The following is a 21,988-nucleotide window of genomic DNA, read 5'->3' as shown; positions in this document are numbered from 1 at the left end:
ACGCACCGGGCCGGAAAGTGGGTCAGTGACTGGGATGCCAGCGGGCGACAACGCCTCTACGCGGCGCAATCAGGCCGTCGCAGCCAGCGATGTTCCCGCTCCGTAGGTACTCAATCACGGGACCCCGGGTTCGCGAGGAAGTTTCGGCGTGCTCCCCTCAGGAGACGAGCAACCCCTGGTGGCCGCCGCTCTCGCGGAGCACCGACAGGGCCTCAGCGGCCCCCAGCGGGGGCGGAGCGGGCAGGTCGTACGGCTGGGCGCGCAGGACCTCGGTGGCCCGGCGGGTCGGCACGGACGTCACCGGATAGCCCCGGGCGGAGGTCCGGTCCAGCGCCCGCCGCCGCCGGCCGAAGCCCGCGACGGCCAGCCACTGCGGCAGCCCGGCCAGGGCGGGCGAGCGCATCCCGGGAGGCTCGGGCAGGACGTCCACCGAGCTGAACGTCTCGCTGCCGGCCAGCCACCACTCGGCCTCGTCGACGCTGCGCCGGGTGGCGTTCTCACACCAGTACGGCACCAGCCCCGCCCGTACCACCTGCCACGGATCGAGCAGCCGCCCACACTCCACCACCAACCGGTCACCGGTCTTGCCGGCGGCCCGCAGCCACCGCCGGTACAGGTCGGCCACGCCCGCGCTCAGCGCCGCCGGCCGGGGCGTCAGGACGCGGTGCAGCGGATGCTGCCGGGCCGCGGCCCAGTCCCGCGTGGTCCGCTCGAAGTCCGGGTCCACGCCGTGCTCGGCGTCGCCCGACGGCGCCGACACCTCCGGCGGCGTCCACCGGGTCGCGTCCCCGCCCACGGCGCGCAGGACCTGCCGTAGGGCGTGGCTGTCGGGGTGGAAGTCCACCGGGTCCAGCCCGCTGGCCGGGCAGCCGACCTGGAAGCTGTGCCCGGCGCCGCGCTCCACCACCGGCCACGTGCGCGCGTCGCGGACCAGCAGTATCGGGGCGCCCGCGCTCAGCCGGTCGGTCAGGAACTGCGCGTACGCGGCCGGCAGCGCCTTCCAGCGGGCGGCCAGCGACACGGTGGCCCCGGTCAGCGGCCCTCGGCTGGCCGGGCAGTGCACCTGGCGCAGGTGCACGTCGGGGTTGCCGGCGAGCAGCCGTTCGGCGAGCGCGCCGCCGTGCTCCAGCGCCGCCTCCGGGCGGTCCACGGCGCCGTCGCTCCAGTGCGCGGTCATCTCGAAGCCGGCGGGCAGCCACGGCACCCCCAGGGCCACCGCGAGGTGGGCGGCCGCACCGTGCGGCGAGCCGATGAGCACGCCGGGGTAGCTCCGGCGCGGGTACTGGTCGACGAACCAGCGGGCGACCCGGGCCGCGTCCACCTCACCGACCTGCTCGACGGTGAGGGCGACCCGCCCGGCGGCCCGGCTCACCGCGGCGCGGCGTACCGGCTCCGGGGCGCCCGGGAACCGCGACGTGGGCCCGGTGTGCCCGAGGTCGGCGCAGTCCGCGCCACGCAACGCCCGGGCGGTGGCGGCGACCAGCACCCGGGCGGCGCTGCCCTGGGCCACGACCCGGTCGCCGGCCAGACCGGCGCCGTCGGCCGTCAGCCCCTTGTGCACCTTGTGCACCGGGCCCACCTTGCCTCGTTCGCTCACCACGCGGCCCGGCTTCCCGTCCCGATGGGGTTCAAACGGGGCATCACCCACCCGGCGGCACCAATCCACAGGTCAACGCCGTTCGGCGACGATCGGCTCCGGGCGGCTTGAGCGGGCCGGCGGGGACGATCGGACCTGAGGGACCCCGGACGCCCGCACGGGTTTCGTCGCGGCCGGGGCGGGCACTTCCGGGCTCATGCGCACCGAGGACACCGGCGAGTCCGCCGCCACGATCACCCCGTACGAGGACGGCCCGCTGCTGGTCCGCGGCGACTTCGCCCTGCTCACTCCGGACGGTGAGCGGATCGACGCGCGCCGGGGCACCGTCGCCCTGTGCCGGTGCGGCAAGTCGGCGCTCAAGCCGTTCTGCGACGGCACCCACAAGGTGATCAACTTCCGCGCGGGCGTCGCCCGCGAGGGGTGAACCCACCCTCGCTCGGCCCCTTTGCTCTGCTTCCACCGACGCAACGGAAAGGGTCCGTCACTGTCGCCTGGGCGGAAGCAGAGCAAAGGACGGAACTGGACCGGGCGGACCCGCCCGCCCGGCCGGCGGTTCGGGTCGGGTCAGGTCGGGTCGGGTCGGGTCGGGTCGGGTCAGACCAGCACGCTCGGCGCCAGCGGGACGACAGGGGTCACCGGGGTCGGCCCGACGAGCGGGACGGTTGGTGGCGGGGACGGCGGCGCGGGTGACCGCAGTGAGCTGCGGCCGGCGGCCCAACTGTCCAGCAGGTGCGCCGCGAACAGCCGGTCCACCGCGAGCGCCGCCGCCGCGCCGAAGAGCACGTCCGAGGCGAGCGCCGGCTCGGTACGGACCAGGCCGCCGCACAGGTCGTGCGCGGCGATCTGCTCGTGCACCGCGTCGGCCTCCACGTGCTCGTCGTAGAAGCGGGTCGCCACCTCGTCCAGGCCGAGCCGGCGCAGGCCGTTGCCGTAGCGGCGGTTCGGCAGGGACGAGGTCATCTCGAAGGCCGCCAGGTGCCCGAGCAGCGCGCCGCGCAGCCGTCGGTGCAGCCCGAACAGCGACATCAGGTTGTTCGTCGCCAGCGTCACCGCGGGCACCGCGTCCAGGTGGGCGCCGTAGCCGGTGTCCATACCCAACCGGTCGAGGGTGCGCCGGAACAGCTCGGAGTGCATCCGGTCCAGCCGGCCGTTGCCGTACTCGTCGGTCTGGATCTCGACGAGGGCGGCCTTGGCGGGACCGCCGAGCCGGGGCAGCGCCCAACTGTGCGGGTCCGCCTCGCGCAGGTGGTAGACGGAGCGGTGGGCGACGAACTCGCGGAACTGGGCGAGGTCGGCGTGCCGCTGGAGCGTGGCGGCCAGCGGCGGCCCGTCGTCGGCCGCGACCAGCTCGCCCAGCCCGGCAGCGACACCGCCGGCCGGTACCGCCGGGGCGCCGGCCAGCCGACGCAGAGCCGCCTCGAAGGGCCGCTCGACGCGGGCCCGCAGGGCCAGCAGGGTGGGCTGCCACTCCCAGCTCTCGTCCACCCCGCTCCAGCCGCGGTAGTGCAGCTCGTAGCAGAGGAACAGGGTCAGTTGCAGGTCCTCGTCGCTGAACGCGTCCGCCGGGTCCAGGTCGGCGCCCAGGTCGGGAGGCAGGTCGTGCGGCGGCTGCCGCAGCGCGTCGGTCACCGCCACGGACAGTGGGCCGCGCGGCTGCGGCAGGGGCGCAGGACCGTAGCGGCGGTCGGCGGGCTCCAGCATGTGACCTCCAGCGTCGTCGGGCCGCTACTGATGCCCTGGTGAGGTACGCCTAAACGAGATCCTCGACGGCCACCGCCTGCTCGACCTGCTCGCGTACCCGCCGGGCCGGTTCCCCGTCGGCGTACAGTCCGCGCAGGTCGGCGAAGGCCGGCTCCGGCGGCGCCAACGACACCGCCGGGTCGACCACCGCTTCCAGGACGCACGGGCGGTCCGCGGCGAGCGCCTCGTCCCAGGCGGCGCCGACCAGTTCCGGGCGGTCCACCCGGACACCGTGCAGCCCGAGCAGGCGGGCCCAGCCGGCGTACGGCACGTCCGGGCGGCGGCGGGTGGGGTCGGACGACGGCGCCCGGCCGCCGCCCATGCCGTTCTGGTCGCGGTTGTTGAGCACGAGGACCACCAACCGTGGGTCGGCCCACCGCTGCCAGTGGTGCGACACGGTGATCAGCTCGGCGAGGCCGTTGAGCTGCATGGCCCCGTCGCCGAGCAGGGCGATCACCGGCCGGTCGGGTGCGGCGAGTTTGGCGGCCACGGAGTACGGCAGGGCGCAGCCCAACGAGCCGAGGGTGCCGCACAGTTGCGCGTTCACCCCGGGCGGCAGGACGAGGTGCCGGGCGTACCAGTAGAGGACCGAGCCGACGTCGACAGCTACCGACCCGGTCTGCGGCACCCGGGTGGAGAGCTCCTGGAGCACGAGCTGCGGGTTGATCGGGTCGGCGGGCGCGGCGGCCCGGTCGGCGGCGGTCGCCCGCCAGCGGTCGACGGCGCTCTCCACCGTGGCACGCCACTGCTGGTGGGGCCGCGACGGCACCCGGGCCAGCAGCGCGCGCAGCGTCTCGGCCGCGTCCCCGACCAGGGGCACGTCGGCCGGGTACCGGCTGCCGATGCGGGTGCCGTCGATGTCGATCTGCACGGTGCGGGCCTGATCGGGCATCGGGAAGTAGTCGGTCCACGGGTCGTTGGTGCCGACCAGCAGAAGCGTGTCGCAGCCGCCCATCAGCTCGGCGGCCGCCGGCGTGCCGACCTCGCCCAGCACCCCGGCGTGAAACGGCAGCCGCTCGTCGAGGACCGGCTTGCCCAGCAGCGAGGTGGCCACCCCGGCGCCGAGCCGGTCGGCCAGTTCGACGATCTCGGCGGCGGCGCCCCGGCCCCCCTGTCCCACCAGGATGGCGGTGCGCTGGCCGTTGCCGAGGACCTGCGCGGCGGCGTCGAGGTCCACCTCGTGCGGCAGCACCCGGGCCAGCGGTTCGCCGGGAGTCGCTGTGATCACGCCGACCGCGTGGGTGCCCAGGTCGGGCACCACTGCCTCCTGCAGGTGCCGGGGCAGCACCACACAGGTCGGGCTGCGCGTCGCCGCCGCGGTGCGGAACGCCTGGTCCAGCAGCGCCGGCACGCTCTCCGGGCTGCGGCCGTACTGCACGAACTGGTTGCACACGTCGCCGAAGAGCCGGCTCAACCCGATCTGCTGGTGCGCGCCGCCCAGGGGGCCGGTGACGTCCTCGCCGACGATCGCCACGACCGGTTTGCTGTCCAGCTTCGCGTCGTAGAGACCGTTGAGCAGTTGCACCGCGCTGGGCCCCTGGGTGGCCAGGCAGACCCCGATGCCGCCGGTGAACTTGGCGTGCCCGGTGGCCATGAACGAGGCGGTCTCCTCGTGGCGGGCCGGGATGAACGCCGGGTCGCCTCCGGAGCGGTCCAGCGCCTCGACCAGCGGGGCGATCGCCGCGCCGGGAAAGCCGAAGGCGCGCGGGACCCGCCAGGCGCGCAGCCGCTCCACCACCAGGTCCGCGACGCGGCGCTCAGCCATTGCCGCGCCCCGGGGTGCCCTCGTCGACGTAGCGCAGCACCGCGCCGACGCCGTCGGTGAGCTGGGGCGCCTCGTCCGCGCCGAGCACCGTCAACGCCGCGTCGGTGCCGACCAGCGCCCGGACCAGCGCCGCGTCGGCGCGTACCCGCTGCGGGTCGTCGACCGACATCGCGCTGAGCTGGGTCGGGTCGACGGCGATCTCGGTCGGCTCGGGGCCGATCCACAGCTCGCCGTTGGCCGACGGGTCGTCGACGATGATCATGGTGTCGACCTGGTTGCGTTGCAGGGCGGAGACGACCGCGTCGAGGCCGGCGCCGACGTCCTCCTGCACGCCGAACCGGTCCAGCGCGGCGGTGATCCGCTGGTCGGCGACCTCCGCGATGGTCTGCACGGTGAGGTCGTCCAGCATGGTCTGGTCGGCGCCGCCGGCCCGGGATCCGGCGTCCGTGCGGACGACCAGGTCCTGCCAGCGCTCCGGCATCTGGGCGGCGATCATCCCGGTGGCCCGGACGTCACCGGCCACCACCACGACGTCGGCGCCCACCTTGTCGGCCAGCTCCACCGTCGCGGCGGTCACGTCGCCGGCGTTCTGGTGCCACGCCTCCATGGCGGCCCGCTGGTAGCGCGACTGGGACCACCCGCCGGGCTGGACGCGCCGCAGCGGGAAGCTGTCCCGGCCGGCGACGTGCGCCCGTCGGGGCACCCCGCCCGCGCTGACCGCCATCGCGTCGCCGCCGGTGCGGTCGGCCACGACCCGGACCCAGGCCACCTGCTCGCCGCGCTGGGCGAGCAGCGGCATCACGTGCGGCAACGGCCCGAAACTGGCCAGGTCGCGCAGCGGTGGCGCGGACAGGTACTCGGAGAGCGCCACCCGCCCGTGGCTGGCGAAGACGGCGAGGCCGTAGTCCCCGACCATCGGGTCGTGACCCCGGATCACCCGGTCCAACGCGGCGATGCTCGCCTCGTCGGCCCCCTGTTCGGCAAGGCTCCGTTCCAGTGCGCGCCAGCGCAGGTCCAGTGCCGGGTGGGCGTCCTCCGTGTCCGCGGAGGCGTCCAGGTACACCGAGCACCACGGCCCGGGTCGGTCGTAGAGCGGGCGCAGGAAGGACAGCTGCATGCTCGACCCCTTTCCAGCTCGGCCCCCCGCTTACCCTGCTCGCCCGGGATGTCACCTCGTGGCCGTGAGCCCGTGACCAGGTTTCATTCACGTCGTTCAACCGGGGACATCGATACGATCAGTGAACACAAGCGGACTCTCGGTGGTGGGGATGGACAGCGGACTCGATACCCGACGGATCGTGCACCCGACGGAGCGGATCGTCACCGGGCGGCTGGTCCGCCTGCTCGATGGCTACACCCGCGAGATACGCGTCGGCCAACCGGTGCTGGTCGCGGTGCTCGCCGCGGCGGCGTTCGCCCGGCTGCCCGCCCTGCTGCTGCGCGCGCTCTTCTCATTCGGCGGCGGCGGCACCCGGCGGCGCTGGAAGGAGCTGAAGCAGGGCCCGGAATACCTGGTCACCCCGGTGCGCCTGCGCAACACCGCAGGTCAGCTCTGCGAGGTGGAGCTGCACGGGCACCTGCCGCAGAGCGCGCTGCACCCGGCCGACCAGGTGCAGCTCACCCTGCGCCCGCAGCGGGATCCGGAGTTGCCGCCGCGCATCGAGCGGATCGTCAACCTCACCACCGGGCAGTTGCTCACGCCGCGTACCGCGACGCTCTGGTCGCACCTGGGGCCGCCGCTGCTGTTGCAGGCGATGATCGGCGCTCTACTGCTGGCCGGTGTGGTGGCCTGTTCCGCGCTGACCTGAGCGTCGGGGGACGGCCCCCCTCCCGCGGAGGGTTTCCGGGCCGCGACGGGCGGGCACCGGCACCGGCATGTTTCCCGGCTTCACCCTCGACGAGATCGACGTTGGTCCGGTACGCCTTCGGGTCCGCCACGGCGGCTCCGGCCCGCCCGTCGTGCTGCTGCACGGGCATCCCCGTACCCACGCCACCTGGCACCGGGTGGCGCCGTTGCTCGCCCGGCGGCACACCGTCATCTGCCCGGACCTGCGCGGCTACGGCCGTTCGACGAAACTGGCCGACACCCCCGACCACTCCGCGTACGCCAAGCGGGCCATGGCCCGCGACGTGGTGGCGCTGCTCGACGCGCTGGGCCACGAGCGCGCCGCCGTGGTCGGCCACGACCGAGGCTCGTACGCGGCGATGCGCACCGCGCTGGACCACCCGGATCGGGTCAGTCGCCTGGGCGTGCTCGACGGGGTGCCGATCGGCGAGGCGCTGCGCACCTGCGATGCCCGGTTCGCCGCTCGCTGGTGGCACTGGTTCTTCCTGGGGCAGACCGACAAGCCGGCGGAACGGGTGATCAACGCCGATCCGGACGCCTGGTACGGGGGTGACCCCGCCGAGATGGGCGAGGAGGCGTACGAGGACTACCACCGAGCGATCCACGACCCGGCGACCGTGCACGCAATGTGCGAGGACTACCGCGCGGGGCTCGGGCCGGATCGCGCGGCCGACGACGCGGACCGGGCGGCCGGGCACAGGATCGGCTGCCCGGTCCTGTTCGTCTGGTCCGAGCGCGACGACATGGTGGAGTTGCACGGCGACCCGGCGGCCATCTGGCGGGAGTGGGCCGACGACGTACGGGCGGCGTCGGTCGACTCGGGTCACCACATGGCCGAGGAGGCGCCGGAGGCGCTCGCCGCTCTGCTCGCCGACTTCCTGACGGAGTGAGCGGGGGCCCGCACCCGGCGTGGCTCCCGCCCCAGCGCGCGGGTTCGGCGGCGGGTCAGCCGACGGGCGTGGGCTCGCGGGTCGGCTGGTCGACGCTGCCGAGCAGGCCCCGGCGGTGTGCCCAGCGCTCGAAGATCACGGTGGCGAACGGCGGCACGGCGCAGGCCAGCGCCACGACGCTCACCGGCAGGCTCCAGCGGCGCAGCCGGGCCACCGCGAGCACCAGCAGCCCGTACGCGACGAACAGGCCGCCGTGGATCGGGCCGAAGATCTTGACGCCCAGCTCATTGCCGGGCGGGCCGTACTTGACGGCCATCCCGACCAGCAGGGCCAGCCAGGAGCAGGCCTCGGCGATCGCCGCCGCGACGAACAGCCGGGTCACCTTCTCGCGCATCCGGCAATGCTAGCGGTGCCGGCCGTTCGCGCCCGCGCCGACCACGCAGCGTGCGACAGGGGTCACGGGGCCCGCTACTGGGTAGGAAAGAACCCTCGGGTCTTCCCCCGCCCGCCGACTCCGTGCGAGGTTTGGGGGGACCAGCGGTGACAGGGTGGTGACCATGGGCGAGGATGTCGGCGTACGGACCTTCAGTCGGGAGGACCGGGCGCGTTACCGCGAGAAGGTGCGCAACTGCCTGGACGTCTTCGCCGAGATGTTGCGCGAGTCGCGGTTCGACATCGACCGGCCGATGACCGGGCTGGAGATCGAGCTGAACCTCGTCGATGAGGCGTCGAACCCGGCGATGCGCAACGCCGACGTGTTGGCGGCCATCGAGGATCCGAGCTTTCAGACGGAGCTGGGCCAGTTCAACATCGAGATCAACGTGCCGCCGCGGCGGCTGACCGGCACCGGCACCGCCGACTTCGAGGAGCACGTGCGGGCCAGCCTCAACGCCGCCGAGGAGAAGGCGCGCGCGATCGGCGCGCACATGGTCATGATCGGCATCCTGCCGACGTTGCGCCCCGAACACCTGACCGCCGAGACGCTCTCGGCGAACCCGCGCTACAAGCTGCTCAACGAGCAGATCTTCGCCGCCCGGGGTGAGGACCTGCCGATCGCCATCAGCGGGGTGGAACGCCTGGCGGTCACCGCCGACACGATCACCCCGGAGGCGGCCTGCACGAGCACCCAGTTCCACCTGCAGGTCAGCCCGGCGCAGTTCGCCGACTACTGGAACGCCGCCCAGGTGGTCGCGGGCATCCAGGTGGCGTTGGGCGCGAACGCGCCGCTGTTCTTCGGCAGGGAGTTGTGGCGCGAGACCCGCATCCCGCTGTTCCAGCAGGCCACCGACACCCGGCCGGAAGAGATCAAAGCCCAGGGCGTACGCCCCAGAGTGTGGTTCGGCGAGCGGTGGATCACCAGCGTGTTCGATCTGTTCGAGGAGAACGTCCGCTACTTCCCGGCGCTGCTGCCGGTGTGCGACCCGCAGGACCCGGCGCAGACCCTCGCGGCCGGCGAGGTGCCCAACCTGGCCGAGCTGCGGCTGCACAACGGCACGATCTACCGCTGGAACCGCCCGGTGTACGACGTGTCGCGCGGCCGGCCGCACCTGCGCGTCGAGAACCGGGTGCTGCCGGCCGGGCCGACCGTGCTGGACACCATCGCCAATGGCGCCTTCTACTTCGGACTGGTCCGCGCCCTGGCCGAGTCGGACCGCCCACTGTGGTCACAGATGTCGTTCAGCGCCGCCGAGGAGAACTTCACCAGTTGCGCCCGGCACGGCATCGACGCGCAGGTCTTCTGGCCCGGCCTGGGTTACCTGCCGGTCACCGAGCTGGTGCTGCGCCGGCTGCTGCCGATGGCGCACCACGGCCTGGACCGGTGGGGCCTCGACCCGGCCGAGCGTGACCGGCTGCTGGGCATCATCGAGCAGCGGTGCCTGACCAGCCGCAACGGCGCGACCTGGCAGGTGGAGACGCTGCACCGGTTGGAGTCCGCCGATCACCTGGACCGGCCGGAGGCGCTGCGCGAGGTGGTCCGGCACTACGTGACGCTGATGCACAGCAACCGGCCGGTGCACGAGTGGCCGATCCCCTGAAGCGGGGCGACGGTCAGCCGCGCGGTGTCGGCACGCCGAACAGGTCGGTGATGCCGCCCGGCAGTTGGGCGAGCAGGTCCTGTCGCTCGTCGTCGTTGAGGGCCTCGGCGACGGTCCGCAGCACCGCCTGAGCGTGTTGACGCACCTGGTCCGGGTTCGCGACCTGCTCCCGGTCACCGACGTGCTTGAGGAACTCACCGATGTCCCACCGGCGGCCCTGCGGGTTGCGGGTGACCGACGTGTCCAGCCGATCCGGTAGCTGTGCTGCCAGGTGGTCGGCCTCCTGTCCGGCGAGCCGTTCACCGAGCACCGACAGGACGGCCTGTACGGACCGTACGGCCTCGTTCTCCCCGAGGCCCGCGCGCTGGCGTACCGTGGCGATCATCTGGTCGTACTCCATGACCCGCTCCTTCCGTCGGCTCGGCCGGCCGTGCGGCCCGCCGGGCGAACGGGGCGGTTTCCCCGGCTGGCCGGGCACAAACGGGGTGGCGCGGTGTCCGGTGCCGAGACGCCTGGGTGGCGGTGGACCGGAATCAGCCGGCGAGCGCCGCGGGCGGCGGATCGTCGCGCAGCCGGCTGTAGAGATAGCCGTCGCGCCAGGCGCCGGCCCGGAACTCGCAGGCCCGCACGACACCCTCCAACTGGAAGCCGGCCTTCTGCAGCGCCCGCTGCTCGGCGACGTTCTCCGGGTGGGTGCCGGCCTGGATGCGGTGCGCCGGGGTGTGGGTGAACAGGTAGTCGCAGAGCAGCGCCTGGGCTCGCCAGCCGATGCCCCTCCCCCGCCACTCGGGGAGCAGCACGATCCCGATCTCCCAGTACGACGCCGACCCCGAGTACCGCCTGGACGTGTAGCTGACGATCCCGGCGGCCTGATCCTGCTCCACCTCGACGACGAGACGACCGTCGTCGGCGCCCAGCCAACCGTCGACGGCGAAGCGCCGCGCCGGTGCGCCCGGGTCACGAAAGCCGGCCCAGTCGAGGCCGATCAGCCCGGGCTCGACGCAGAACCGCCGCAGCATCGCCAGGTCGGGCTCGCCCACGGGCCGCAGCCGAACGCCTGTGTCGTCCGTCGTCGGTGTCGACGTGTCCACACTCTCCATCGTCGACACGCTAGCCGCAGGCGCTCCGCTGGTGGGGGCGTCCGGCCGTCCGGCGAGCGCCCCGCCTGCCGGCCGACGCTCAGACCTTCAGCAGCACCTTCGTGCAGTCGTCCTGCTTCTTCTGGAAGATCTTGTAGCCCTTCGGTGCGTCGCGCAGCGGCAGGCGGTGGCTGACGATGAAGCTCGGGTCGATCTCGCCGCGCTGGATGCGCTCCAACAGTGGCCGGGTGTAGCGCTGCACGTGACACTGGCCGGTCCGCATGATCAGTGACCGGTTCATGAACGCGCCCATCGGGAACTTGTCGACGAGTCCCCCGTACGCGCCGATGACCGACACGACCCCGCCGGAGCGGCAGGCCAGGATCGCCTCGCGCAGCGCGAACGGGCGTTCCGTCTCGGTCCGCGTGGCCTGCTTGGCCCGGTCGTACGCGTACAGGGCCGCGTTGCCGTGGTGGCCCTCCAGGCCTACCGCGTCGATGCACGCGTCCGGCCCCCGACCGGCGGTCATCTCGTTGAGGGTGTCGAGCACGTCGGCCTGCTCGTAGTTGATCGTCTCGGCGCCGGCGCGCTCCTCGGCGAGCCGCAGCCGGTACGGGAGCCGGTCGATGACGATCACGCGCTCCGCGCCGAGCAGCCGGGCGCTGGCGGCGGCGAGCAGCCCGACCGGTCCCGCGCCCCAGACCGCGATGACCTGCCCCGGTTTGATGTCGCACATCTCGGCGCCCATGTAGCCGGTCGGGAAGACGTCGGCGAGCGTGACCGCCTGGTCGTCGGGGATGTCGTCGGGCACCTTGAGCGGGCCGACGTCGGCGAACGGCACCCGGGCGTACTCGGCCTGACCGCCCGCGTACCCGCCCAGGAGGTGGGAGTAGCCGAAGATGCCGGCCGGCGAGTGGCCCATGACCTTCTCGGCGATGCCGGCGTTGGGGTTGGAGTTCTCGCACACCGAGTACAGGCCCCGCTGGCACGACGAGCAGTGCCCACAGGCGATCGGGAAGGGCACCACCACCCGGTCACCGGGCTTGAGGTTGCGCACCTGCGGGCCCACCTCGACCACCTCGCCCATGAACTCGTGGCCGAGGATGTCTCCCTTGCGCATGGCCGGGATGTAGCCGTGGTAGAGGTGCAGGTCGGAGCCGCAGATCGCGGTGGTGCTGATCTTCACGATCGCGTCGCGGGCATTCATGATCGTCGGGTCGGGCACGTCGATCACCTTGACGCTGTCGGTGCCCATCCAGGCGGTGGCCTTCATCTCTGGGATCCCTTTCGAAGGCGTGGGCGGTCAGCGACGGGACGTCGGCAGCGGCTGCGCGGGCCGCTGCATGGCCTGCTGGCGTACGGAGGTGCCGTTCGGGCTGCCCTCGGAGCGGACCACCTCGCCGGCCTCCAGCACCTGCTTGAACCGGCGCAGGTCGTCGCGGACCTGCTGCTCGGGCTCCTCACCGAAGAGCTTGGCCACCGCCCGGCCCAGTGCGCCGGCCGGGGGCGCGTAGCGCAGTTGCACCCGCACCTCGGTGCCCCGGTCACCCGGGGCGGGCACGAACCGGACCCGCCCGGCGTTGGCGACCCGGGCGCCCGGCAGCGAGCGCCAGGTGAGGGACCTGTTCGGCTGGTCGTCGATGATCTCGGCGTCCCACTCGATGTGGCGACCGGCCGGGCCGCGCGCGACCCAGTGGGAGCGGCGCAGGTCGTCGGCGCGTACCGACTCCAGGTGCGCCATGAACTTCGGCAGGTTCTCCACGTCGCGCCAGAACCGGTACGCCTCCGCGGGCGACCGGTTCACGGTCACCGCGATCTCCATCCGGATCACCCGGGCGCGGGCCCGTCGCGCCCGGCCGGCGCCGATGGCGACTGCCGTGTCCAGGGCGGTGATGCCGGCGATCGCGGCGGTCGTCAACGCCAGGCGGCGTCGGCGTTCACCCCGACGGTCGGCCATCGCCCGGCCCAGCAGGGTGAGGTCGAGCGCGTCACCGGCCACCCGCGTCCACGCCCAGCCGGCGGGGCGGCGGCCGCCGAGCAGACCGGCGGCGTGCACCAGCTCGCGTGCGCCGACGGCCGGGATGACCGCCTGCGCCGCCGGGGAGTCGTCCACCCCGGTCAGTCGCGCGAGGGACCGGGGTACGGCCAGCGCGCCCACGCCCAGGGCCAGGCTCAACAGGCCCAGCGCCCTCGGCAGGGTCGTCGGGACCGGCCCGTCCAGCTCCGGCAGGAGCACCGTCTCGACTCGATCCATGTCGGGTTCCTTCCGCGGGGCCGTGCCCGCCGACGCGCGGCGCCTCGGCGGTGGGTCCGCCTCCGTGACGCTATGCGGTACGCCCACCCCGCGAGACCGATTCGGGACAGAACGCCCCGCACCGCGCCGCATCGATCGCGAAGTCCGGACCTGGCGGAGTTTTTTCCACAGTCGCCGGGTCGGCATGGCGACATCGACTGACGCGAATCCCTCGGGCGCCCGTACCGTCAGGGCTCATGAGCCCTGCTCTCCTTCGTTCGCTGGCCACCACAGTCGTCGTCGGCCTGCTGGTCGTCGAGGCGACCGCGCCGGCTCTCGCGAGTCCCCCCGAGCCGTTCGCGCCCGCGCCCGGTGGCGTCCGCACCGTGGTCCGCGACGCCGCCACGGGCGCCGCGGCGCCTCGGGCCTGCGCCGCGCTCGTGCCGGCCGACGCAGCGGCCTCGGGCCGTACGACTGGCCGGTGCAGTTCGCCGCCGCCGGGCTGGCGACCGTGTGGTCCGGTGGGGCCGGCGCTCGGCAGCAGGCGCGGACGGTGCGCGTGCGCGCCGGGCGGACGGCGACCCTGGACCAGGCGCTCCCCGCCGGCACGCTGGTCAGCGGTGCGGTACGCGTCGACGAGTTGCTGACCTACGCCCAGGTGCTCGCGTTCGACGCCACCACCGGTGATCTGGCCGGTGTGGCCGACGTGGGCACCGGCTACGCCCTGCGCCTGCTGCCCGGCCAGCGGGTGCGGCTGCGCTGCGACTGCGCGTACGCCCCGCCGGTGTGGCACCGGCACGCGGCCGACTTCGACGCGGCGACTCCCGTGCGGGTCCGACGCGCGCCGGTCGTGGTGGACTTCGACCTTTGACCGGCCCGCCGGCTACAGGGCCCAGCGCAGCACGGTGAACAGGCCGACGACGGTGAGCGCCACCAGGACCAGGCCGATCACGGTCGTCACCAGGCAGCCCAGGGCGTCGTGCCACGAGTCGGGCTCGCCCGAGCGGGGGCCGAGGTCGGTCCAGACGACCGGGGCAGGACCCTCCCGTTCGGCCTGAGCGACCAGGTGGGCGAGCCGCGCGCCCGCCACCGGACCGAGCCGGTCGGTGGGGTCGGCGACCACCCGCAGCGCGCGCAGACGTGACCAGGCGCCCGGGTAGGCCCTTTCAAACGCGACGATCTCCGGCGCGTCGGCGTCCTCGGTGAGGAAACCCCACCGACCGGCCTCGGCGACGTTGCCCACCTGCCGGTACAGCGCGGCACGCCGGGAGCGCAGCTCCAGGTCGTCGGGGTGCGCGGCGGTCAGGCTCGCCAGCCGCTGCATCGCGGGGTGGACGTGCCCACGCCGCAGGTCGGCCTCGACCCTCGCCAGTACGTGCTCTCTCGCCATGGCGGCCATTGTGAGCGGTACGCCCGCCGCGCCGACATCAGATTTCCGCCGGGCCACATATTCTGGCCGGCCACCGGAACCTTCCTCCCGCCCCGTTGGTGGGAGTGGTGGAGAAGGGGGGTGACGGGTGTCCGACGGCGATCTGATCTCCGAGGTCTACGCCGGCTGCTACCGGCGCCTGGTGGTCCAGCTGTACGCGGTGACCGGCGACCTGAACGAGGCGCAGGAGGCGGTCCAGGAGGCCTTCACGCGAGCGCTGGTGTCGCCGGGGCGCTTCGCGGGGCTGGAGAATCCAGAGGCCTGGTTGCGTCGGGTAGCCGTGAACTGGGCCCGCAGCCGGTACCGCCGTCGCCGCGTCCTCGACGGGCTGCTGCGCCGGATCGGCCCGCCGCCGGCCGTCGCCGACCACTCCCCGGAACACCTCGCCCTGCTCGCCGCGCTGCGCGTGCTGCCGGAGGGGCAGCGGCACGCCCTGGCGTTGCACTACCTCGTCGACCTGCCGGTGGACGAGGTCGCGGCCACGCTGGGCGTGTCGGCCGGGACGGTGAAGTCCCGGCTGTCGCGCGGTCGACACGCCCTGGCCGCGCTGCTCGCCGACACCGAGAGCGACGGCACCGCCACCACGAACGCCACCAATGCCGGTGCGGACGCTACACAAGTCGGGAGGATCGATGTCCGGTCGTGAGTTCTCTGGATTCGACGCGGACACCCTCACCCGGGCCATTTCCGCGCCGCCCCTCGACGAGCTGCGGTCGGCTGCCCGTTCCCGTCGGCGTCGGTCGGTCACGATGGTGGCGGCCGCTCTGGTCGCGCTGGTCGGGCTGGCGGTCGTGCCGTTGGTGGCGGGGGCGGACGGGGCCGACCGGGTGATTCCCACGCAACCGTCGACCGCGCACGGGGACGCTTTCACGCTGACCGGGCCCGACTCCGGGGTCGACGTGTGGAGGGACGGCTGTGTCGTTCGTTTCGCGTACACCGGTGACCGCGGCCGAACCTGGTCGGACTGGGACGCGGCGGTGTTCGACGGCACCAGGTGTGCGACCACTACCACCGGAACAGTGGACACCCGCATCGAGGTCTCCGTGCTCAGCGACCGGACCTACCTGGTGAGCGACGTCGGGGTGCTCTTCCTCTCCACCGACTACGGTCGCACTTGGCGGGACGCGGCTTCCGCGATCCTCGACGTACCCGCGTTCCCGGCAACGGCCCGGCCGGTCTTCTGCTGGTTCGGCTGTGAGCCACTGTCCGAGCCGCTGGCGGTGGACCCGTCGAGCGGGACGGTGTACCGGCTCACCACGGCGCCTTCGTGGCGCCCACTGTTCAGCCTCTATCCGGCCGCCGACGGCAGCATCTGGGCGGCGTACCAGATGGGGAGCGTTTCGGGAGCGACGGTCGCCCGCAGCGTCGACCGGGGCGCGACCTGGACCACCTGGACCGTGCCCGGCGACGCGATGGTGACGGCGGTGGTGGGGCTCGACGAACGGGAGGGGTACGTGCTGACCGAGTCGTCGGCGGTGGGCGGCGGAGCGCGGCTCCTGCGCACCACGGACGGCGCGAAGACCTGGACCGACACCGGCACCGACCTGCCGGACGAGGCGATCTGGGACCTCACGGTCGGGTCGGACGGCTCCCTGCTGGCGATCAGCCCCGGCGGGGGCACCGGGGCCGACCGGCTCGCGCGGCTCCTGGTCAGCCGGGACGACGGGAAGACCTTCACTGTCGTGCGGGAGTACGGCCCGCTCGTCGGAACCGCCAGCGTGGCACCCGGGTACGCCTGGCTCTTCGGGAACGACGCCGATCCGACGAGCCAGCCGGACCACCTCCTCGTCACCTCCGACGCGACCACCTGGACCCGCTTCACGCTCTCGCCCTGAACGAGGCCCGCCCTGGGTGTTAACAGCGCCTCGCACCGGGTAGCCGGCATCCGCTTCTACGAACGCGGGCCCGGGGAGGTGGGATGACGGCGACCAGCGCCTTCTTCGAGCGGCTGGCCGCTGACTGCCAGGACCCGCGTTTCCGCAAGGTGTGTGGGAGCGTGCGCTTCGACATCGGGGACGGGGATGACCTGGAGCAGTGGTTCCTCGTCATCGACCACGGCGACATGCGGGTGTCCAGGAGCGGCGACCCCGCCACCACCGTGATCAGGGTGTCCGTGCAGGTCGCGGAGGCGATGGCGCGCGGTGAGGTGAACGGCTTGGCGGCGATCACCCGCGGCGAGATCATGGTCGACGGCGACCTCGGCCTGGCGTTGCGCCTCGGACGGCTGTTCCCGCGCGCAGCCGAACCGCGGCGCGCAGCCGAGCCGGCCAGTGGGACGTAGCCGATGAGGGACATCCCCGGCACCGTGTCGTGTATCGACGGGAACACGTTCCTCGTGTCGGACGCCAGTGGGGACGTGCATTCCTCCTCGGCCACCCCGGTCGGGCTGTTCGCCGCCGACACCCGTTACCTGTCCCGCTGGGTGCTCACCGTCAACGGTGAACGCATGGCCGCCCTGTCGGTGGACGACAGCCAGTACTACGAGGTGACGTTCTTCGTCGTGCCGGGCGGGGCCGTCGACTACGTCGAGGCGGACGTGTCCGCCATCCGGCGCCGACACATCGGCCCGGACCTGACCGAGTCGCTGACGATCTTCAACTACGGTCAGTCGGTTGTCGACCTGGACGTCCGCCTGGAGGTGGAGGCCGACTTCGCCGACATCTTCGAGATCAAGTTCGACCTGCACGACAAGGCCGGGACCCGCTACACCCAGGTCGACGCGAACGAGTTGCTGATGGGCTATCGGCGCGGCACGTACCGGCGGGAGGTGGTGGTGTCGACGAGCGAGCCGGCCACCATCGATCCGAGCGGCCTACGGTTCGCCGTGCACCTGGAGCCCGGACAGCAGTGGACCACCCGGTTGCAGGCCGCCATGCGGGCACTGCGCCCGGACGGCGTCGACCTGCGGGACGCCCTGCGGGCGCAGCGACCGGACGAATCCACCCTGCCGGACAGCGTGCGGGAGTGGGTCGCGCAGGCCCCGACACTGGACACCGACAGCGCGGCGCTGCAGCAGGTCTACCACCGCAGCCTGGTGGACCTGGCGGCGCTGCGCTTCGCGCCGCTCTCGCTCGGCGGCGCGGCCGTACCCGCTGCCGGGTTGCCCTGGTTCATGACCCTGTTCGGCCGCGACAGCCTGCTGACCTGCCTGCAGACCCTGGCCGTCACACCGTCGTTGGCCCCGCCGACCCTGCGGATCCTCGCGTCGCTGCAGGGCGCCCGGACCGACGACGTCCTGGAGGAGGACCCCGGGCGGATCCTGCACGAGCTGCGCTACGGGGAGTCGGCCGCGTTCGAGGAACAGCCACACTCGCCCTACTACGGCACCGTCGACGCGTCGCCGCTGTTCGTGGTGCTGCTCGACGAGTACGAGCGGTGGAGCGGTGACATCGCGCTGGTGATGGAGTTGGAGCAGGAGGCGCGCGCGGCACTGACCTGGATCGACACGTACGCCGACCTGACGTCGAGCGGCTACGTGTCGTACCAGAAACGCAACCGCGCCACGGGCCTGGACAACCAGTGCTGGAAGGACTCCTGGGACAGCATCTCCTACGCCGACGGCCGGCTACCCGGGTTCCCGAGGGCCACGTGCGAGACCCAGGGATACGCCTACGACGCCAAGATCCGCGGGGCGCGGATGGCGCGTGCGTTCTGGGGCGACCCCGACCTCGCCGAGCGGCTGGAGAGCGAGGCGGCAGCGCTGTTCGACCGCTTCAACCGCGACTTCTGGCTCGACGACCGCGGCTACTACGCCCTCGCCCTGGACCACGACGGGACCCCGGTCGACAGCCTCTCCTCGAACATCGGGCACCTGCTGTGGAGCGGCATCGTGCCACCCGAGCGGGCCGCACGTGTCGTCGAGCACCTGATGGGCCCGGCACTCTTCTCGGGTTGGGGGGTGCGGACCTTCGCGGAGGGGCAGAGCCGCTACAACCCGCTCGGCTACCACAACGGCACCGTCTGGCCGTTCGACAACTCGTTCATCGCCTGGGGCCTGCGCCGGTACGGGTTCGACAGCGAGGCGGGTCGCATCGCCGAGGGGATCCTGTCCGCCGCGACCTTCTTCCAGGGCCGGCTGCCCGAGGCGTTCGGCGGGTACGACCGCGGCACCACCCGGTACCCGGTCCGGTACCCGACCGCCGGCAGCCCGCAGGCGTGGTCCAGCGGGGCGCCCATGCTGCTGCTGCGCACCATGCTCGGCATCGATCCGCACGACGACCATCTCGCCGTGAATCCCGCGTTGCCCGCCGCCTTCTCCCGGATCGCGCTGCTGGACATTCCCGGCCGCTGGGGCCGGGTCGACGCGTTCGCCCGGCACCGGCCGGACCGGCCGCCGTCGACGCACGGAATCGCCTGACGGTCACTCGGGTCGGCTGTGCAGGACGTCGCGGGCCTGTTCGGCGGCGCGGGTGATGCTCTCGCTGATGAAGTCCAGGAAGCGGGCGATGTTCTCCAGGCGGGCGGCGGCGGGGGTCTGCGGACCGAGGACGGCGACGCCCTGGCGGGCCGTCTCGACGAGCTGGTCGTTGGCGCGGGCGCTGGCGATCGTCGCCTGGTAGAAGAGCTCGTTGTCGACGACGTAGCGATCGCGGCGGCGCTCGTCGCGCTCTCGGCGCACGAGGCTCTGGCTCTCCAGAAAGGCGATCGCCTTGGAGATGGACGCCGGGCTGACCTGGAGGCGCTCGGCAAGCTCCGACGCGGTCAGGCTGCCCGAGTCGGTGGTGAACAGGCAGGTCAGCACCCGCGCCCCCATCTTGTTCAGGCCGGTGGCCATGAGGACGGTCGTGAACGTCTCCGTGTACTCGGCGACGGCCTCGGCGTCGCGACCGTGCGGCTGCGGGACCGACTCGGCCACTCGGGTGGAGGCGGGCACACGTCGGCGGGCACGGCGTTCGGTGGCGCGGTGCGCCAGGTCGGCGCGGTAGGCGTTGGGACCGCCGTTGCGCAGCACCTCACGGGTGACCGTCGAGGTCGGACGGTCGAGCCGCCGGGCTATCTCGGCGTACGGCAGGCTGTCGGCCAGCCCCAGCGCGATCTGCTGGCGTTCCTGCTGGGTGAGTCTGCCTCCCGGCATCGCGATCTCCTCGGTGGTGGTGTTTTCGGAGCGCCCCCGCGCGCCCCCACCATAGCGTTCACCGTCATTCGATTGCAATGACACATCGGTGCAGCGTTGCGTTACATTCTGATCCATTGCAACACTTGCAGCCTGTTTACCTGGGCATATGCACTTTGGAAGCAACGAGCTTGTTGCCCTCATGTGGAAAGCAACGTAGCGTTTCTCATATCAGAAACGCCGTTGCGAGCACCAGGAGAACGACATGCCGAGCTTCCCGACCCCCGCACCCATCTCCGCCGTCCTGGACATCCCCGCCGGGCGCATCCAGTTCATCGCCGCCGACCGCGCGGACACCACAGTCGAGGTCCGGCCCACCGACGTCGGCCGCAACCGCGACACCCGGGCCGCCGAGCGGACCACCATCGCGTACGCCGACGGCGTCCTGCGAGTCACGACCGCGACCCCCGCCAACCGGTTCCTCGGCCCGTCCGGCTCGGTGGAGGTGACCGTCCAACTCCCCGCCGACTCCCGCGTCGAGGTCCGGGCCGCCAGCGCCGAGCTGCGCGGCGTCGGACGCCTCGGCGACGTCACCGTCGACGGCGCGTACCGCCACATCAAGATCGACGAAGCCGCGAGCGTGCGTCTCACCGCGATCGACGGCGACGTCGAGGTCGGCCGGCTCAACGGCCCGGCCGAGATCAGCACGACGCGGGGCGACATCCACGTCGCCGAGGCCCGACGCGGCGCGGTCGTGCTGCGTACCCAGTCCGGCGACATCTCGATCGCCGCCGCCAACGGCGTCTCGGCCGCCCTGGATGCCGGCACCGACCACGGCCGGGTCAGCAACGCGCTCACCAACACCGGCAGCGCCGACCTCGACATCCACGCCACCACCTCGCACGGCGACATCACCGCCCGCAGCCTCTGAAACCCCCGAACCCCCCAAGGAGTACGACAATGACGACGAACAACCCCTCCTCGACCAGCTCGACGTGGACCGGCATGGTGCCGGTCGACGACACGGCCCTGGCCGTCACCGACACCGGCGGTACGGGCATCCCGGTGGTCTTCCTCAACGGCCAGTTCGCCACCCAGGGGTACTGGCGACGCGTGATCGCCGACCTGGGCACCGGTTGGCGGCACATCACCTACGACGAGCGAGCCCGCGGCAGAAAGTCGGGACGTTCGGCGGACTACTCCTTCGAGGCCGCCGTCCGGGACGTCGACGCCGTTCTCGCCGCCCGGGGCGTGGACCGTGCGGTGCTCGTGGGTTGGTCGTACGGCGCGGTGGTCGGCGCGCACTGGGCCAGCCGGAACCCGGACCGTACCGTCGGGGCGGTGCTGGTGGACGGCGCGTTCCCGCACGACTGGCTGGACGAGGCCATGGAGCAGCGCATCCGCAAGCTGTTCCGGCGGATGAACCTGTTCATGCCACTGCTGCGTCCGACGGGCCTGACCCCACGAATGAACGCCACTCAGATGGCGGAGAGCAACATCGAGCTGGGCAGGCTCTCCCGCGAACGGGAGCTGGGCCCGGTGCTGGACGCCATCACCGTTCCGGTGCGGTACGTGGTCGCGTCGGGGACGTCCCTGGGCAGCAAGGGCGACGAGCAGGAGCGCATCCGCGCCAGCCTCGACGCGGTAACCGTCCGCAACCCGAACATCCGGGTCGGCGCGAAGGTCGCCAGCAACCACGGCGCGATCCTCAAGAAGGACTTCGCAGCGGTCGCCACCGCCGTACGCGAGGTCGCCGCCCTCGACCACGAGGCCCGCTGACGACACCGGGCCCACCGGCGCCCCGGTCGCCTCGCGCGACCGGGGTCACCCGGTGGACGAGGTGGCGGTCGTCACTGCACCGTCCAGGTGATGGCGGGTGGGTGGACCCGGGCGCACACCGGCCCGCCGGTCGCGTCCGTCAGCCCCAGAGCGCCCACCAGCAGAGCGTTGCTCTCGTGCGCGGCGCGCAGCAGCTCGGTCGGAATGTCGGTGAACATCAGCTTCGCCCGCCGGAACATCGCGAACCCGTCGTCGGTCAACGCGCCCCAGCTCAGATACAGGAACCGCGCTCCGGGACGGCCGTGCACGTACGGTCCGCCGACGTCCAGCGCCCCGTCGATATCCCGGCTGGACACCTCGAACTCCCAGCTCGCCGTGGCCGCGTCGGCCCGTACGCGATCGATCACCTCGGTCCGTTGCTGGATTCCGACGTGCACGTTGCCGAGCCGCAGCGCGTCGGCGTCGGCGTCGGCCCGGCGGCCTGGGAGGTCGCTGCCCTCGATCCTGATCCGCACACCACCGACTCTAGTTTCCCGGCGTC

The 21,988-nt window shown here is 72.8% G+C and carries 23 protein-coding genes; 11 read left to right on the top strand and 12 right to left on the bottom strand.

The genetic code is table 11. The features are described from left to right. Positions 1-157: 157 nt before the first annotated feature. Positions 158-1,549, bottom strand: coding sequence for a hypothetical protein (locus AB0B97_RS02895; RefSeq protein WP_357490605.1), 1,392 nt, complete (start codon positions 1,547-1,549; stop codon positions 158-160). A 244-nt stretch (positions 1,550-1,793) separates the two neighbouring features. On the opposite strand from AB0B97_RS02895, the gene AB0B97_RS02890 reads away from it, so the two are divergent. After that, the gene (locus tag AB0B97_RS02890; RefSeq protein WP_234583627.1) at positions 1,794-2,021 is read left to right on the top strand and encodes a CDGSH iron-sulfur domain-containing protein; all 228 of its coding nucleotides are present in this window, start codon (positions 1,794-1,796) and stop codon (positions 2,019-2,021) included. Positions 2,022-2,191: 170 nt separating this feature from the next. On the opposite strand, the gene AB0B97_RS02885 is transcribed toward AB0B97_RS02890, so the two are convergent. From AB0B97_RS02885 to AB0B97_RS02875, 3 genes are read right to left on the bottom strand one after another with little or no spacing between them, the layout of a single operon-like run. Then, positions 2,192-3,298 (bottom strand): iron-containing redox enzyme family protein, encoded by a 1,107-nt coding sequence (locus tag AB0B97_RS02885; RefSeq protein WP_357490148.1) that lies wholly within the window; start codon positions 3,296-3,298, stop codon positions 2,192-2,194. Positions 3,299-3,347: 49 nt separating this feature from the next. Then, positions 3,348-5,102 (bottom strand): thiamine pyrophosphate-binding protein, encoded by a 1,755-nt coding sequence (locus AB0B97_RS02880; RefSeq protein ID WP_357490147.1) that lies wholly within the window; start codon positions 5,100-5,102, stop codon positions 3,348-3,350. After that, positions 5,095-6,219 (bottom strand): Vms1/Ankzf1 family peptidyl-tRNA hydrolase, encoded by a 1,125-nt coding sequence (locus AB0B97_RS02875; RefSeq protein WP_357490145.1) that lies wholly within the window; start codon positions 6,217-6,219, stop codon positions 5,095-5,097. Before AB0B97_RS02875 ends, AB0B97_RS02880 begins: the two co-directional genes overlap by 8 nt. 142 nt (positions 6,220-6,361) lie before the next feature. Here AB0B97_RS02875 and AB0B97_RS02870 point away from each other — a divergent pair, with 142 nt between their 5' ends. Together AB0B97_RS02870 and AB0B97_RS02865 are read left to right on the top strand one after the other, a co-directional pair. Then, entirely contained in the window at positions 6,362-6,910 is a 549-nt protein-coding gene (locus AB0B97_RS02870) for a hypothetical protein (RefSeq protein WP_357490603.1), read from the top strand. A 67-nt stretch (positions 6,911-6,977) separates the two neighbouring features. Next, positions 6,978-7,838: an alpha/beta hydrolase gene (locus tag AB0B97_RS02865; protein WP_357490144.1), complete on the top strand. Its 861-nt coding sequence runs from the start codon at positions 6,978-6,980 to the stop codon at positions 7,836-7,838. 55 nt (positions 7,839-7,893) lie between these two features. Here AB0B97_RS02865 and AB0B97_RS02860 read toward each other — a convergent pair whose 3' ends face one another. Next, complete coding sequence (locus tag AB0B97_RS02860) at positions 7,894-8,232, bottom strand: DUF3817 domain-containing protein (RefSeq protein WP_357490143.1); 339 nt, start codon at positions 8,230-8,232, stop codon at positions 7,894-7,896. A gap of 163 nt (positions 8,233-8,395) precedes the next feature. Between AB0B97_RS02860 and AB0B97_RS02855 the strand changes: the two genes are divergently transcribed. Continuing rightward, positions 8,396-9,874 carry a glutamate--cysteine ligase gene (locus AB0B97_RS02855; RefSeq protein WP_234583634.1) on the top strand — a complete coding sequence of 493 codons (1,479 nt, stop codon included), beginning with the start codon at positions 8,396-8,398 and terminating at the stop codon, positions 9,872-9,874. A gap of 13 nt (positions 9,875-9,887) precedes the next feature. Here AB0B97_RS02855 and AB0B97_RS02850 read toward each other — a convergent pair whose 3' ends face one another. The 4 genes from AB0B97_RS02850 to AB0B97_RS02835 all read right to left on the bottom strand — a co-directional run bounded on the left by AB0B97_RS02850 (position 9,888) and on the right by AB0B97_RS02835 (position 13,207). Next, on the bottom strand, positions 9,888-10,274 hold the full coding sequence (locus tag AB0B97_RS02850) for a DUF2267 domain-containing protein (protein ID WP_357490141.1): 387 nt from the start codon (positions 10,272-10,274) through the stop codon (positions 9,888-9,890). A 133-nt stretch (positions 10,275-10,407) separates the two neighbouring features. Further along, a complete protein-coding gene (locus tag AB0B97_RS02845; protein ID WP_357490139.1) occupies positions 10,408-10,974 on the bottom strand; it encodes a GNAT family protein in 567 nt (188 codons plus the stop codon). Positions 10,975-11,053: 79 nt separating this feature from the next. Then, positions 11,054-12,226, bottom strand: coding sequence for a zinc-dependent alcohol dehydrogenase (locus AB0B97_RS02840; protein WP_357490138.1), 1,173 nt, complete (start codon positions 12,224-12,226; stop codon positions 11,054-11,056). Positions 12,227-12,256: 30 nt separating this feature from the next. Next, on the bottom strand, positions 12,257-13,207 hold the full coding sequence (locus AB0B97_RS02835) for an SRPBCC family protein (protein WP_357490136.1): 951 nt from the start codon (positions 13,205-13,207) through the stop codon (positions 12,257-12,259). A 460-nt stretch (positions 13,208-13,667) separates the two neighbouring features. Here AB0B97_RS02835 and AB0B97_RS02830 point away from each other — a divergent pair, with 460 nt between their 5' ends. After that, entirely contained in the window at positions 13,668-14,057 is a 390-nt protein-coding gene (locus AB0B97_RS02830) for a hypothetical protein (RefSeq protein ID WP_357490135.1), read from the top strand. Positions 14,058-14,069: 12 nt separating this feature from the next. Here AB0B97_RS02830 and AB0B97_RS02825 read toward each other — a convergent pair whose 3' ends face one another. Next, complete coding sequence (locus tag AB0B97_RS02825) at positions 14,070-14,576, bottom strand: DUF6584 family protein (RefSeq protein WP_357490134.1); 507 nt, start codon at positions 14,574-14,576, stop codon at positions 14,070-14,072. A gap of 127 nt (positions 14,577-14,703) precedes the next feature. On the opposite strand from AB0B97_RS02825, the gene AB0B97_RS02820 reads away from it, so the two are divergent. From AB0B97_RS02820 to AB0B97_RS02805, 4 genes are all read left to right on the top strand, one after another. Further along, positions 14,704-15,261, top strand: a complete 558-nt coding sequence (locus AB0B97_RS02820) for a sigma-70 family RNA polymerase sigma factor (RefSeq protein ID WP_357490132.1) — start codon at positions 14,704-14,706, stop codon at positions 15,259-15,261. Beyond that, complete coding sequence (locus tag AB0B97_RS02815; protein WP_357490130.1) at positions 15,248-16,450, top strand: hypothetical protein; 1,203 nt, start codon at positions 15,248-15,250, stop codon at positions 16,448-16,450. The genes AB0B97_RS02820 and AB0B97_RS02815 overlap by 14 nt, the downstream gene beginning before the upstream one ends. Before the next feature lie 83 nt (positions 16,451-16,533). Further along, positions 16,534-16,896 (top strand): SCP2 sterol-binding domain-containing protein, encoded by a 363-nt coding sequence (locus tag AB0B97_RS02810; protein WP_357490128.1) that lies wholly within the window; start codon positions 16,534-16,536, stop codon positions 16,894-16,896. Positions 16,897-16,908: 12 nt separating this feature from the next. Next, complete coding sequence (locus AB0B97_RS02805) at positions 16,909-18,972, top strand: glycogen debranching N-terminal domain-containing protein (protein WP_357490601.1); 2,064 nt, start codon at positions 16,909-16,911, stop codon at positions 18,970-18,972. Between the two features lie 3 nt (positions 18,973-18,975). Here AB0B97_RS02805 and AB0B97_RS02800 read toward each other — a convergent pair whose 3' ends face one another. Next, the gene (locus AB0B97_RS02800) at positions 18,976-19,689 is read right to left on the bottom strand and encodes a helix-turn-helix domain-containing protein (protein WP_357490126.1); all 714 of its coding nucleotides are present in this window, start codon (positions 19,687-19,689) and stop codon (positions 18,976-18,978) included. 244 nt (positions 19,690-19,933) lie between these two features. Between AB0B97_RS02800 and AB0B97_RS02795 the strand changes: the two genes are divergently transcribed. Together AB0B97_RS02795 and AB0B97_RS02790 are read left to right on the top strand one after the other, a co-directional pair. After that, entirely contained in the window at positions 19,934-20,599 is a 666-nt protein-coding gene (locus AB0B97_RS02795) for a DUF4097 family beta strand repeat-containing protein (protein ID WP_357490124.1), read from the top strand. 29 nt (positions 20,600-20,628) lie between these two features. After that, the gene (locus tag AB0B97_RS02790; protein WP_357490122.1) at positions 20,629-21,447 is read left to right on the top strand and encodes an alpha/beta hydrolase; all 819 of its coding nucleotides are present in this window, start codon (positions 20,629-20,631) and stop codon (positions 21,445-21,447) included. 71 nt (positions 21,448-21,518) lie between these two features. On the opposite strand, the gene AB0B97_RS02785 is transcribed toward AB0B97_RS02790, so the two are convergent. Beyond that, on the bottom strand, positions 21,519-21,962 hold the full coding sequence (locus AB0B97_RS02785; RefSeq protein ID WP_357490120.1) for a DUF5990 family protein: 444 nt from the start codon (positions 21,960-21,962) through the stop codon (positions 21,519-21,521). Positions 21,963-21,988 lie beyond the last annotated feature (26 nt).

This window comes from Micromonospora sp. NPDC049004, assembly GCF_040649315.1.
Lineage (GTDB): Bacteria > Actinomycetota > Actinomycetes > Mycobacteriales > Micromonosporaceae > Micromonospora.
The sequence above is the reverse complement of the archived record's forward strand: the minus strand, read 5'-3'. Positions and strand labels throughout refer to the sequence as shown.